Here is a 13,125-nt window from a genome sequence, read left to right on the forward strand (position 1 = left end):
CGGCCAGCGCGTCCTCTTTGCGGCCGTATGGGCCCGCCACCAGGCCGTGGCTGTCGTAAACACCATACCCGCCATCCGGACGGCTATGGATCTCCCAGCCATCTACCCAGTCAACGTAGTGCGACATCTGGAACCTCCCTTCGCCGCTGGTTGATCACGGCCGAAAATTTAGGTCGCGACAGTCGGCGTTCAATACCTAGCGGCACTAGAGCGCCTTAAGCCCGAGGCCGCATTTAACAAAGACATCCGCGCAGCGGATGCGAACCCTTCAGGGAACAGAAATGACCAAAACAACGCGCATCGAGCGCGATCGCACACCCATGCCCGAAGACCTTCGCCTTGCCGGCGTGGACGTCGAGCGCATCGTCGCCGCCGCGGTAGCTAAAGATGACAAGCGCCGCGCGGGCGGGATGAAGGACGTGGAGGTTCGCTACTGATGCCATTCCCCACCACGTATTCGACCGGCACCGCCTCCGTTGCCAACGGCGCTACGACCGTAAGTCTGGTCGGCGCAGTGACGGGCGCCATCTATGCCGGCGACCTGTTCTGCGACCCGGCCCAGCCCTTGGTCCCGCCGCAGCGCATCGCCACGGATCCTGTGGCGGGCGTGTTCGAACTGGCTGTGGCCTGGCCCGGTACATCGCTCACCGCTGACCCGTACGAGGTCCGGATTACGCCGGACTCGGCGAGAATGTCAGAACGTACCAGGCGGGTGCTTGATACCTTGCAGGCCCGCAGCGAAGCTTGGAAAGGCCCTTGGGTCACCGCCACCGACTATGTCGTCACTGATGAAGTCGAGCACGACGGCAGTTCGTACATCTGCGTCCTCGGCCACACGTCTGGCACTTTCGCTACAGACCTCGCCGCGGTGAAGTGGCAACTCCTGGCTGCGGCCGGAACCGATGGAACAAACGGCACCAACGGAACGAATGGAGCGGACGGCTACAGCCCCGGCTATCGGCTGACGTTCTCGACGACCACGACTGATGCCGATCCCGGTGCAGGCGCCATTCGCTTCAATCATGCGACTTTTGCTTCGATTACCCAGCTATTCGTCGACAATCAGGATGCTGCCGGCGTTTCGCTAACGACCTGGCTCGATGGCCTAGACGACATTTCGAACGCCAACGCTAGGGCGTACATTCGCTTTCAGAAGGCGACCGACCCGACCGTCTATGCTGAGTTCGCAGTGACTGGTGCTGTCACGGACGGCACCGGTTATCGCAAGGTGCCAGTCACCCCAGTCGCTGGCGCAGTGCCAGCGAACGCCACCGTGTTGGTGGCCACGGCCGCCAAGAGCGGCGCGGACGGTGCTGGAGCGGTATCGTCGGTGAACGGGCTGACGGGCGCGGTGATCGTCCCCACCGGTGGCTTTCTCAACCGCCTGATCAACGGCAACGGTGCTATCAACCAGCGCGGCGCTACTTCGCAGGCAGACGACACCTACGGCTGGGATCGGCACTACGTGCTGACGCAGACTGCAGCGATCGGCGTCTCGTCGTTGAGCGATGTATCCAACGGCTTGCCGTCCCTGATGCGGCTGACCCAGTCGCAGGTGACGGCGCAGCGCATGGGCGTGGCCCAGATAGTCGAGTCGGTTAACTGCAAGGATTTGCGCGGCCAGGCGGTGACGCTGCTCGGCAAGCTCCGCTGCTCGGCATCGCAGGCGATCCGCTATGCTATTCTAGAATGGACGGGCACCGCCGACGCTCCGGTTTCCGACGTCGTGAACTCCTGGACCAACGGCACCTTCACCGCCGGCCAGTTCTTCAACTCCACTACATTGACGGTGACACAGGTCGGGACGATCACTCCGAGCGCCGCGACGGTCACTGACTTCCTACTGACCACGACACTCGGCTCGTCTGTCAACAACGTCATCGTGCTGATCTGGACCGAAGGCACTGCAGCCCAGAACGTCACGCTCGATGTTGCGTGGGAGTTCCTAAAGGGAAACAACACCGGCAAGACCTATCCGGTGGAGGTGCGCTCTCGCGGGCAGGAGATCGATCTGTGCAAGCGCTATTGGCAGCTGCTGAAGGCGCTACCAACCCTGACTGCGTTCTCTACAACGGCGGTTATCGGTCCGATCTCGTGGCCGCTGATGCGCGGCACGCCGACAATTGGAGCCACCGGCGTGCTGCGTATCACGAAGCCAGGGACCAACATATACGACCAGAGCTCAGTCAGCTTTGCCGGGACCGCCCTTACCCCTGATGGTGGTGATATCAACCTTTCCAACTTCACCGGCCTTACCGGTGGGACCATCTATCAGAGCTACTTCAGCAACAACGGCAACTATATCACCCTCGACGGGGAGATCTGAAGGTGCGCCTCTAGTTCTCACGCGACTGCGGGACGGAATGTCGCCGCCCTCGGCCTCGTGTGATTTCCACCAAGCGGACATTCGCACCCAAAAAAAGATGGCGGACACCTCAGCGTGCCCGCCAATTGGAGGTCGGACGGCGAGGTAAGCATTACGCCATCCGACTGTGAGCGTACGCCTCCGGTAGGGCGGCGGATACCTCCTAGTTCGGGACGCTGGGGATCTTGTGGCAATTGCCTAAAGACGTCACGCACCCATAACGCACACCTCACGCGGTCCCGCATCCAATGTGCTGTCCGATTCCCTTTTTACACCCTGGAGGAGCGGCGGACCGCAGCCGACGCTAAGGCCACATAGCGTCGGCTGTTTTGCATACACGACTGACTCCAAAGCCTTAGCTGGTGTCCACACCGACGACCGGGTGCGAAACGCTGCGGGCCCCGCAGCGTTCGCCTTACGACCTCAGTTCGGATTGGTGCGTTTGGCGTAATCGCTGTCGGGAAAGAGCTCGCGAGCCGTCATGTGCAGCCACGCCTCCGCCTCGGCTTCGGAGCGTACGACCGCCTTGGCTTTGATGCCGTTCAGGCCATCACCAATCACAACGTTCCAGACGCCATCGTAGAACGCCGAAATGGTGGCGTTAATCTCGCTGTCGTGCAGGTCCTGCAGGATCCCCATCCGGCTAGTATGAGGCATCCGGGACAGACCGCAATCCCTCGTGGCTTGTTCTTGTTTCGTTCACGCTCTATCTTCCGTACAACACGGAGGATCACGATGTACCGCCAACCCCTCACCACGCCCGGCAAAGCCCCCGAGCCGAAGGCGGCCAAGACCAAGCTCATCGTCCTCATGGCGTTCGACAAGGGCGACGACGGCGAGCTCCTCCCGTCATTCGAGCCGCGCGAAATGCCGGACGAACGACGGGCAGTTCAGACCGCCCGCGAGATGGCTACGCGGCATCCGGGCGTTATCACTTGGAGTCGCGACGCTGACCTCAAGGCCGGCGAGTTCGGGCCGCCTGTTGTGCTGTTTCAGGCTGGCGACGTGCCGGAGCTCGAATGATGGACCGCTATCCACGCACGGTTGGCGAGTTCATCGAGCACGGCCGAATGGTGATTATCGAGTGCGAGGCATGCCGGCGTAAGGCGCCCATAGACCTTAGCGTGCTCGAGCTCACCTTCGGCGCCGACTTCGACATGTACTCGTCGATGCGATCGATGCGCGACCAGTTGGGGTGCCCGGCTTGCGGCCGTCCTCGGCCGCTGATCGAATTCTACAATCCCCACGCAGCCCGTTTTCGGGACGTGTCGTTCGAGGACTCGGTCACCTCGCAACTCGAGTTCAGTGCCTACAATCGAGCCCGGCAGGCATCGAACGGCTAAGCCGGAAACCTCCGGCCCCCGCCGACGTTCTCAGCAAGCGGCGTTGAGTTGGAGAGTACGATGGCAACGCGAGCCAAAAAGAAGTCTGACCTGCCGTACGATGTGGGCGATTGGGTGCATGTGCTGGCCAAGGTGACCCGCCTCAGCCAAGACGCCGGCGGGGATATCGAGCACGCAACGGTGCAGCTATCGAACGGAAACCTCGAGACGCTGCGGCACAATCCTGACGCGATCAAGAAGGTGGAGTAGCCTTTCGTTCTGCACAGCATATTCGGCTGAACGCACGCGAATGAATTGCTAGTAGATTCAACGGTTCAATGCCCATTAATGAGCATAGGTCCGCCATCCCATGCGTCATCACGCGATATGCGCATGCATGCTCTTCCCGCGGGTTAGCCGCCGGTCACACTTTGATGCACAACCCCCGCGCTCGCCGATTTTGGCGGCACGACCCTAGGGCAAAGAAAGATATGCGACGTTTCAAACTAGGTCAGCCCGTCAGGTGCAAGGGGCTGGGATTCAACGTTCGGCTAGTGGGTTGGATGGAATCCACCGGCCAACTTCTAATCGATTACGACGGCCGCGGTGTCCTTCGCTGGTGGTGCGATCCAAGCGCGATTGCTGCCAACCAGAACGGGGCTGATCCAAGCGTGGCTTGGCGTGCAGCCAACAACATGTACGACGTCGGCGCCTTGCGTCGGCTGGGGCGGAAAGAGTTGGCGGCGTGGCTTCACGCCGAAAAGGGCAGGCTCGAGACGATGGCTGATGAGACGCTGGAGCACTCGCTCCAGGTGCAGCACCTCGTGGAGTATGCGGGATGGCACGGCGTGGATCTGATGGCGCCACCGGTGCCAAGCCCCGAGCTCGTGGCCGCCAACGATCGATAGCTAGCTTGGAGGGTGTAGTCCGGCGGGCTCACGCGGCACCGCCGGTCACTTCCCGAGCCAGGCGATAAGGCCGGGCTCGGCGTCCTCGATTGGCACTGTCAGGGATAGGAGGACTGTGGCCACCATTAGGACGAGGCACGCGATCCCGATTACAATGATGCGCACGCCCATTTCTCCCCGCGAATGCGCATTACAGGCAACTTCGGCGGACGATCAATGCCATATGCGAAGATAGGCTAAAGCGCTGGGGTGTATGCGTTTTTATGCGCTATCGAAGCCTGACGCCATGGCCGCCTTCGACGTTCTGCCCGGGCTCGAGGAAGACCACCCCGGCCCCCTCTAGCGCGGCTTGAATGGCGTTCAGAGTCGACTGCTTCGCGTCGGCGCCATTCTCAATTCGCGTGACCGTATTCGCCGTTAGGCCGGCCAACGCGGCTAACTCCCTCACTCCAAGACCCGTGGCCGCTCTGGCCATCCTTATTTGAATTGCGATCAATGGTACACCGTACAAACGAGAGTTGACATGGTATCGAATCGTGCTAGCGTGATGACACGGTACAAACACACTTGTACACGGACAATGCACGAGAGGCCAGCCATGATCCCCCTTCATACTTCGGTCACCGTTTACACCCCCGTCGGCTACGATTTCGAAGCCAGCATCCTTGGCCGAATGGAGGTGGGCGAGGTTCGATACCTTGTGCGGCTCACGCCAACCTCCACCCCGTTCTGGGTGCCGGCTTCAATGGTCTCCGTGACTCTGGATTGACCCGCCGATCTGTCGCGCCACGAGGGTACATCGGAGTTCGCTTTAACAGCCGCCACCTGCCAGGCGTCACCCCGCCTGGGCCGCATGGATACCGTGCAGATCGGGCATGGATGACGTCACTGGCCAAATGCAGCGGGAGGCAGGAGCCAAAAAGGTTCGCCGCGGTATAGCTGGGGTAATCCGTGACGGGCGAAATGCCGGCGGCAGGCTTACGGCCATTCGCCCGTACCCCGTTCGCCTGGCAAGCTGACGATTGTTGAAGAGTCAAAGGAGGGGCGAGTTTCGAGGTCGCCCAACCTGGCGCCCCTTTCTTAGGGGCGCGGCAGCAAGTCGATCATGCGCCATTCATGCTCCATGCAATCCCGGCAAACCCCGCGCAAACGCTGGAAAAGCTCGGAAACGTTAGGGAACCCGATGGCGCACGGCCCGCGTTGGCGGCAGTTCCACCATTCTCTGTAAGTCACTGATATATAAGAAAAATGATGGTACGCCCGGATGGATTCGAACCATCGACCATCCGATTAAAAGTCGGATGCTCTACCACTGAGCTACGGGCGCCCGGGGCGGGATATGATCCCGCACATGTCAACGATCCTGCCACCTGGGCGGATCGGCGCGGAACATAGGCATTGTGCCCCTGCTGTCAATTGCTATCGGCGAATGGCCGTCAGTTGAGCAGTGGAACCGGCTGGCCGGCATAGGGGGTGGGCTCGCACGGCACACCCGCGCGATCGAGCCGGGCGCAGAGTTCGACGGCGGAGGCGCGGTCGACCAGCGGGCCGGCGACGATGATCTTGCCGTCGGTGCCGTCCTTGTCCGCGAGCACCGGCGACAGGCCCACCAGCATGGTGCCGACCTGCGCAAGCATCTCCTGCCACTGCGCCTCGGCAGTGTCGGGCTGCACGGGGAAACCCAGCGCGATGCCGGGAGCGGTGCCGTCGGGAATGAGGGGCTGCGGCATGGTGCCGGCGAGCGGCACGACCTTCAGCTTCACCTCGCCCGAACCGGGGAGGAGGGGACGCTGCTGCACGGAGACGGAGCCACCGTCGGTTTCGAAGGTCAGGGTCTTGCCGGCGGTAATGGAGCCGGTGGGGGTGTTATCGACGGCGGCGGTCGCCCTGGCTTCGGCGGCGCGCTCCAGCAGCTTGGGCACGCTGATTTCGAGCGCACCGACGCGCTGGGTCACGGCGCCGGCGGCTTCCTCGTTCATCGAGAAGCGCTGCAGCAACTGGGTGTTGTCGCGCTTCATCTTCGACGTCTCTTCCTCGAGCGTCGCGACTTGGCTATGAAGCTGGTTGAGGGTCGAGCCCTCTAGGCGCGACGCATGCAGCGCGCCGTAGACGCTTGCCGGGATCAGGCCGGAGAGGTTTGCGCCAAGGATTGCCACGGCCCAGATGCCGAGCGCCGTGATGCCCCACAGGGTGACGTCCACCGAACGAAACTGATCAGCTGCCTTGGCCAAAAGTCATATCCCTCGAAAGCCCACGAATCAGGGCCATTTGTGACTTTACCACTCCGTAACCGTGTTATCGGATTCCCAACAACTTGCTGCCATAAACACGGGGGAAACGATGACCCTGAAGAGGGCCCCTCATGACTGAATTGCTGTCGATCATCCTGGCTGCGGGCGAAGGCACCCGCATGCGCTCGGCCATGCCGAAGGTGCTGCACCAGGTGGGAGGCCTCTCTATCGTCGGCCATGTCGTCAATGCCGCGATGACAGCGGGTTCGAGCCGTGTTGCGGTGGTGACCGGGCCGGGACACGACGCGGTGCGGGAGGCGATCAACGCCTTCGCTCCTGCAGTACAGTTCTTCGAGCAGACCGAGCGCAAGGGCACCGGTCACGCCGCAGCCATGGCACGCCCGGCATTCGCCGATTTTGGCGGCTACATTGCCGTTATCTATGGCGATCACCCACTGCTGCGCCCCGAGAACTTCCGGGGCGTGCTCGATCGGCTGGACGCCGGGTGGGACGCGGCGATCCTCGGCTTCGAGCCACCCGATACGCTGACTTATGGCCGACTGATCACCGACGGCGAGCGCCTCCTGGCTATTCGCGAGCATAAGGATGCGACACCCGAGGAGCGCGAGATCGGGCTCTGCAATGCCTGCATTCTCACCTTCCGCGCCGAAGTGTTCCGCTCGCTGATCGACAAGCTCGACGCGAACAACGCTGCGGGGGAGTACTACCTCACCGATCTGGTCGAGCTCGCCAATGCCGCGGGTTACAACGTGAGCTACGCGGTCGCGCCGGAAGTGGATGTGATGGGTGTCAACGACCGGGCGCAGCTCGCTCGGGCCGAGGCGCAGTTTCAGGAACTGCGGCGCGACGATTTCATGCGCGCGGGGGTGACGCTGAAAGATCCGGCGTCGGTGTATTTCTCGTACGACACCGAGATCGGGCGGGACGTGACGATCTTCCCGAACGTGGTGTTCGGCCCGGGCGTGAAGATTGCCGACGGGGTCGAGATCCGGGCGTTCTGCGATATCGAGGACGTGAAGATCGGCGAGGGCTCGAGCATCGGGCCGTTCGCGCGCATCCGCGGTGCTGCGGAACTGGGCAAGGACGTGCACCTGGGCAACTTCGTCGAGGTGAAGAAGTCGGTGCTCCATGACGGCGTGAAAGCCGGGCACCTGAGCTATCTGGGCGACGCCGAGATCGGGGCGAAGACCAACATCGGGGCCGGGACCATCACCTGCAACTATGATGGCGTGAACAAATCCAAGACCACCATCGGAGCGAACGCCTTTATCGGCTCGAACTCGTCGCTGGTGGCACCGGTGACTATCGGCGACGGCGCGTATATCGCTTCGGGTAGCGTCGTCACTCACAATGTCGAACCGGATGCACTGGCTATCGGCCGCGCCCGGCAAGAGAACAAGGCTGGTTATGCGCCCAAGCTGAAGGCGCGTGCCGAAGCCGTCAAACGCGCCAAAGCTGGCAAGTAGGGAGCCTCATATGTGCGGCATCGTCGGGATCATCGGGACGGAACCGGTCGCGCCGCGGCTGGTCGATGCGCTGAAGCGGCTCGAGTATCGCGGCTATGACAGCGCCGGGGTCGCGACGATCGACGGTGGCCAGATCGGCCGCCGCCGTGCCGAGGGTAAGCTCGGCAACCTCGCAGCGAAGCTGAGTTTCGAACCGCTCAACGGCAATATCGGCATCGGCCACACCCGCTGGGCGACACACGGGGCGCCGACCGAGGGCAACGCGCATCCGCACGCGACCGACAAGGTGGCGGTGGTTCACAACGGCATCATCGAGAATTTTCGCGAGCTGCTCGCCGACCTCGCCAAGGACGGCTACCTGCCCAAGACGCAGACCGACACGGAATCGGTGGCGCTCTGGGTGACGCGCGAGATCGACCGCGGGCTCGATCCCGAGATGGCGGTGGCGCGCACGCTGAAGGAGCTGCGTGGCGCCTTCGCGCTGGCCTTCATGTTCAAGGGCGAGGATGCGCTGCTGATCGCCGCTCGCAGCGGTGCGCCGCTGGCCATCGGCTATGGTACAACCGAGATGTACCTGGGCTCGGACGCAATGGCGCTTGCCCCGTTCACCTCGCGGCTGAGCTATCTGCTTGACGGAGATTGGGCCGTGCTGACCAAGAGCGGCGTCACCATCCGCGATGGCTCCGACGCGATCGTGCAGCGCGAGATGCTGGTTTCGGCCGCCTCGGCACTGCTGGTCGACAAGGGCAACCACCGCCACTTCATGGCAAAGGAAATCTATGAACAGCCCGAGACCGTCTCGCACACGCTCAGCCACTATGTGGACATGGGTAGCGAGAAGGTGGCGCTGCGCGAGACGCTGCCATTCGATTTCGCCCAGCTGTCGCGGCTGACCATTTCGGCTTGCGGCACGGCGGCGTTTGCCGGCACGGTCGCGAAATACTGGTTCGAGCGCTATGCGCGGTTGCCGGTCGATGTCGACGTGGCGTCGGAGTTCCGCTATCGCGAGCCGCCGCTGGAGAAGAACGGGCTGAGCCTGTTCATTTCGCAGTCGGGCGAGACGGCGGATACCCTCGCGGCGTTGCGCTATTGCGCCGGGCAGGGGCAGCACATCGCCTCGCTGCTGAACTCGCCGGAATCGACCATGGCGCGCGAGAGCCAGGTGGTATTTCCGACGCTGTGCGGTCCCGAGATCGGTGTCGCCTCGACCAAGGCGTTCACGGCGCAACTGACGGCACTCGCCAGCCTTGCGATCGCGGCGGGCGTGGCGCGGGGTACCATCGGGCCTGCCCAGGAAGCCGAACTGGTGCGGAGCCTCACCACGCTACCGGCTGCCATCTCGGCAGCGCTGGCGCTCGAGGGGCACGTCGAAGCGATCGCCAAGCGGCTGTCCAAGGCCAAGGACGTGCTCTATCTCGGCCGCGGCCAGATGTTCCCGATTGCCATGGAAGGCGCTCTGAAGCTCAAGGAACTGAGCTACATCCACGCTGAAGCTTATCCGGCGGGCGAACTCAAGCACGGACCCATCGCCCTGGTCGACGAACTGATGCCGGTGATCGTCGTCGCGCCGTCCGACGAGCTGATGGCCAAGACCCTGTCAAACATGCAGGAAGTCGCGGCGCGCGGCGGCAAGATCATTTTGATCACTGACGAAGTCGGGCAGCAGACCGTGGGTCCCGACGTGGCGGAGGTTATCGTGCTCCCCAAGGTCGCGAGCTTCGTCGCGCCGATCCTGGCGACGATCCCGGTGCAGTTGCTGGCCTATCACACCGCCTCGTTCATGGGCACGGACGTCGACCAGCCGCGCAATCTCGCCAAGAGCGTCACGGTTGAATAAGCCATTCTTCGAGGCAGAGCCCGAACTGAACGTTCATGGCGAGCCGCTGAAGCCGTGTTCGCTCAACCCGCTGACCGGGTTCTTCCGTAACGGCCATTGCATGACTGGGCCGGAGGATGTCGGCCGGCACACGGTGTGCGCCGAGATGACGGCCGAGTTCCTGGCGTTCTCGAAGTCCCGCGGCAACGACCTCAGCACACCGATCCCTGAATATGCGTTCCCGGGCCTCAAGCCGGGCGATCGTTGGTGCCTCGTCGCCTTGCGTTGGATCGAGGCCCTGGAGGCCGGGATGGCGCCCAAGGTCGTGCTCGAGGCGACGCATCAGTCAGTGCTCGAATATGTCGAGCTCGAGGTGCTGAGGAAGTACGCGATCGACTAGTCGGGGATGAGGCGCTTCCCGAAGCTGTAGGACGCGTGCTGCTCGTAGCCTTGGCGCACGTAGTAGGCGGTGACGGCCTCGTTCTCGGCGCGAACCAGCAGGTTGAGCTTGGGGCAGCCCATTGCGGTGAGTAACCGCTCGAGTTCGGCGAGAAGCGCGGCGCCGTAGCCCTTGCCGGCATGCCCCTCTGATGCCGCGAGATAATAGACCGAGCCGCGATGTCCATCGTAGCCGCCCATGGCGGTCGCGACGATCTGCCCGTCCAACTCGCCGACGAGGAACAGCTCGGGCTGCACGGCGAGTTTGCGCTCGATGTCCTTCAGCGGGTCGTTCCAGGGCCGCGTCAGGCCACGCGCCTGCCACAGTGCAATGACCGCGTCGGTATCGCGGCGATCGAAGGGGCGGATATGCATGGGCTAGCCGGCTCGGAGCAGGGGAATGGCGAGGTCTTTGCGGAACAGGTAGAGCAGGGTGCGCAGCGCCTCGCCTTCCGCACCCGTAAGTCCGGGGTTACGCGTCAGCGCATCCTTGGCGTCCTCGTGTGCCCATTCCAGCAGGTGCCGGTGCACGTCGGGGACGGCGAGGTGGTAGCCGGGCATGCCGGATTGGCGGGTGCCGAGCACGTCGCCCTGGCCACGGAGCTCGAGGTCCTTCTCGGCGATGATGAAGCCGTCTTCGGTGCCCTTGATGGTTTCGAGCCGAGCCTTGGCGGTTTCGCTCAGCGGTTCCTTGTAGAGCAGCAGGCAGGCCGAGCGCTGGCTGCCGCGTCCGACGCGGCCGCGGAGCTGGTGGAGCTGCGCGAGGCCGAAGCGTTCGGCATGCTCGATGATCATGATGGTGGCATTGGGGACGTCGACGCCGACTTCGATGACGGTGGTGGCGACGAGGACCTTGGCTTCGTTGCGCTGGAAGTGGTCCATCGCTTCCGCCTTGGCGGCAGCGCTCATGCGGCCATGGATGAGGACCACCTGCTCGCCGAAGACCTTCTTCAGCTCCGCGAAGCGATCCTCGGCGGCGACGACTTCGAGATGCTCGCTCTCCTCGACCAGCGGGCAGACCCAGAAGGCTTGCGCGCCTTCCTCGATGCGTGAGGCGAGCCGCTGGATCACTCGGTCGTACTCACCGATCGACAGCACGGCGGTGTCGATCGGCTGCCGGCCGCGCGGTTTCTCGCGAAGGATGCTGACGGCCATGTCGCCGAAATGGGTGAGCACCAGCGTGCGGGGGATCGGTGTGGCGGTCATGACGAGGAGGTCGGCGTGCGAACCCTTTTCGCTGAGGGCGAGGCGCTGGTGGACGCCGAAGCGGTGCTGCTCGTCGACGACGGTGAGACCGAGATTGTGGAACTCGACGCCGGACTGGAACAGCGCGTGGGTGCCGACGACGATGCTGGTCGAGCCGTCGGCGATGCCGGCGAGCACCGCGCGGCGCTCGGCGGCGGTCATCTTGCCGGTGAGGAGCACGATGCCGAGCCCGACCTGGTCGCAGAGCGGCTTCAGCGTCTTGTAGTGCTGGCTGGCGAGGATTTCGGTCGGCGTCATCAGCGCCGACTGCGCACCGCTCTCGGCCATCCCGGCCATCGCCATCAGCGCCACCACGGTCTTGCCGGCGCCGACATCGCCCTGCAGCAGGCGGGACATGCGCTCGGGTGCCGCGAGGTCGTGGCGGATGTCCTCGACGGCGAGGCGCTGGCCTTCGGTGAGGGTGTATGGCAGGGCGGCCTGCACCTTGGCGGTGATCTCGCCGGTAAACGTGCGGGCTATGCCACGTGGGGCGATGAGCTGTGAGCGGACGATGAGGAGGGCGAGCTGGCCGGCGAGGTACTCATCATAGGCGAGGCGCATGCGGTTCTTCGACCAGAGCTGTGCGTCCTCCGGATCAACCGGCGCATGCGACGAAGTCATGGCGGCGCGGAAGGTGGGCCAGCCGAACTCGGTGATACGCTGGGCGGGCATCCATTCGGGGAGATCGGGCAACGACTCGAGCACCTGGCGGGTGAGCTTGATCAGGGCGCGGGAACTCAGGCCCTGGGTGAGCGGATAGACCGGCTCGACCAGCGGCATGTCCTCGAACTTGTCGGCCTCGACGGCGTAGTCGGGGTGGGTGATCTGTTTTTCGCCCTGGAAGAAGCCGATGGTGCCGGAGACGTAGCGCGTCTCGCCGACCGGCAGGAGTTTCTCCACCCAGCCGCCCTGTGCCCGGAAATACACCAGCTGGATCTCGCCGGTCTCGTCATGCGCGAACACGCGGTGTGGGATGTTCGGACGACCCTTGGGCGGCGGCTGATGGCGGTCGATGTGGAGCTTCAGCGTCGCGATGTTGTTGTGCACGGCGCCGGCGATGCCATCCATGCGGCGGCGATCGACGATGCCGGTCGGCATGTGCATCAACAGGTCGAGCGCGATCGCTTCCTGTCCCTCGGGTGCGCCGAAGAAGCGGGTGAGCAGCGCGGACAGTTGCGGCCCCACGCCCTTGATGGAGTGGAGCGAGCGAAACAGCGGATCGAGGGCAGGCGGACGGGACACGAGTCGGGGAACCTCCGGGCCAGAACCTAGCCGAGACAGTTCAGGTCTGCCACGTGACAGAGGGTCGATAT

14 protein-coding genes and 1 tRNA gene are annotated in these 13,125 nt (G+C 63.6%); 9 read left to right on the forward strand and 6 right to left on the reverse strand.

Going from position 1 to position 13,125, the window contains the following annotated elements; genetic code table 11:
- The first annotated feature begins 281 nt into the window (after positions 1 to 281).
- Entirely contained in the window at positions 282 to 437 is a 156-nt protein-coding gene (locus AC1DWU_RS06135) for a hypothetical protein (RefSeq protein ID WP_477149100.1), read from the forward strand.
- Positions 437 to 2,326: a hypothetical protein gene (locus tag AC1DWU_RS06140; RefSeq protein WP_477149101.1), complete on the forward strand. Its 1,890-nt coding sequence runs from the start codon at positions 437 to 439 to the stop codon at positions 2,324 to 2,326. The genes AC1DWU_RS06135 and AC1DWU_RS06140 overlap by 1 nt, the downstream gene beginning before the upstream one ends.
- Before the next feature lie 462 nt (positions 2,327 to 2,788).
- Here the strand turns inward: AC1DWU_RS06140 and AC1DWU_RS06145 are convergent, their stop codons facing one another.
- A complete protein-coding gene (locus AC1DWU_RS06145) occupies positions 2,789 to 3,022 on the reverse strand; it encodes a hypothetical protein (RefSeq protein ID WP_477149102.1) in 234 nt (77 codons plus the stop codon).
- Positions 3,023 to 3,100: 78 nt separating this feature from the next.
- On the opposite strand from AC1DWU_RS06145, the gene AC1DWU_RS06150 reads away from it, so the two are divergent.
- From AC1DWU_RS06150 to AC1DWU_RS06165, 4 genes are all read left to right on the forward strand, one after another.
- Complete coding sequence (locus AC1DWU_RS06150) at positions 3,101 to 3,388, forward strand: hypothetical protein (protein WP_477149103.1); 288 nt, start codon at positions 3,101 to 3,103, stop codon at positions 3,386 to 3,388.
- A complete protein-coding gene (locus AC1DWU_RS06155) occupies positions 3,388 to 3,708 on the forward strand; it encodes a hypothetical protein (RefSeq protein ID WP_477149104.1) in 321 nt (106 codons plus the stop codon). Before AC1DWU_RS06150 ends, AC1DWU_RS06155 begins: the two co-directional genes overlap by 1 nt.
- A gap of 60 nt (positions 3,709 to 3,768) precedes the next feature.
- Complete coding sequence (locus AC1DWU_RS06160) at positions 3,769 to 3,957, forward strand: hypothetical protein (RefSeq protein WP_477149105.1); 189 nt, start codon at positions 3,769 to 3,771, stop codon at positions 3,955 to 3,957.
- A 293-nt stretch (positions 3,958 to 4,250) separates the two neighbouring features.
- A complete protein-coding gene (locus tag AC1DWU_RS06165; protein ID WP_477149106.1) occupies positions 4,251 to 4,595 on the forward strand; it encodes a hypothetical protein in 345 nt (114 codons plus the stop codon).
- A gap of 268 nt (positions 4,596 to 4,863) precedes the next feature.
- Here AC1DWU_RS06165 and AC1DWU_RS06170 read toward each other — a convergent pair whose 3' ends face one another.
- From AC1DWU_RS06170 to AC1DWU_RS06180, 3 genes are all read right to left on the reverse strand, one after another.
- Entirely contained in the window at positions 4,864 to 5,208 is a 345-nt protein-coding gene (locus AC1DWU_RS06170; RefSeq protein WP_477149107.1) for a helix-turn-helix domain-containing protein, read from the reverse strand.
- 639 nt (positions 5,209 to 5,847) lie between these two features.
- Positions 5,848 to 5,922: transfer RNA gene (locus tag AC1DWU_RS06175), tRNA-Lys, on the reverse strand.
- A 109-nt stretch (positions 5,923 to 6,031) separates the two neighbouring features.
- Positions 6,032 to 6,826: a hypothetical protein gene (locus AC1DWU_RS06180; RefSeq protein WP_477149108.1), complete on the reverse strand. Its 795-nt coding sequence runs from the start codon at positions 6,824 to 6,826 to the stop codon at positions 6,032 to 6,034.
- Positions 6,827 to 6,957: 131 nt separating this feature from the next.
- Between AC1DWU_RS06180 and glmU the strand changes: the two genes are divergently transcribed.
- From glmU to AC1DWU_RS06195, 3 genes are read left to right on the forward strand one after another with little or no spacing between them, the layout of a single operon-like run.
- Positions 6,958 to 8,313 carry a bifunctional UDP-N-acetylglucosamine diphosphorylase/glucosamine-1-phosphate N-acetyltransferase GlmU gene (glmU, locus tag AC1DWU_RS06185; protein WP_477149109.1) on the forward strand — a complete coding sequence of 452 codons (1,356 nt, stop codon included), beginning with the start codon at positions 6,958 to 6,960 and terminating at the stop codon, positions 8,311 to 8,313.
- Between the two features lie 10 nt (positions 8,314 to 8,323).
- Entirely contained in the window at positions 8,324 to 10,150 is a 1,827-nt protein-coding gene (gene glmS, locus AC1DWU_RS06190; protein WP_477149110.1) for a glutamine--fructose-6-phosphate transaminase (isomerizing), read from the forward strand.
- A complete protein-coding gene (locus AC1DWU_RS06195; RefSeq protein ID WP_477149111.1) occupies positions 10,143 to 10,529 on the forward strand; it encodes a DUF2237 family protein in 387 nt (128 codons plus the stop codon). Before glmS ends, AC1DWU_RS06195 begins: the two co-directional genes overlap by 8 nt.
- Here the strand turns inward: AC1DWU_RS06195 and AC1DWU_RS06200 are convergent.
- Both AC1DWU_RS06200 and recG read right to left on the reverse strand, forming a co-directional pair.
- Entirely contained in the window at positions 10,526 to 10,942 is a 417-nt protein-coding gene (locus AC1DWU_RS06200) for a GNAT family acetyltransferase (RefSeq protein ID WP_477149112.1), read from the reverse strand. The genes AC1DWU_RS06195 and AC1DWU_RS06200 overlap by 4 nt on opposite strands.
- Before the next feature lie 3 nt (positions 10,943 to 10,945).
- Positions 10,946 to 13,054 carry an ATP-dependent DNA helicase RecG gene (recG, locus tag AC1DWU_RS06205; RefSeq protein WP_477149113.1) on the reverse strand — a complete coding sequence of 703 codons (2,109 nt, stop codon included), beginning with the start codon at positions 13,052 to 13,054 and terminating at the stop codon, positions 10,946 to 10,948.
- Positions 13,055 to 13,125: the final 71 nt, after the last annotated feature.

Source organism: Devosia sp. P2_G7, assembly GCF_056403495.1.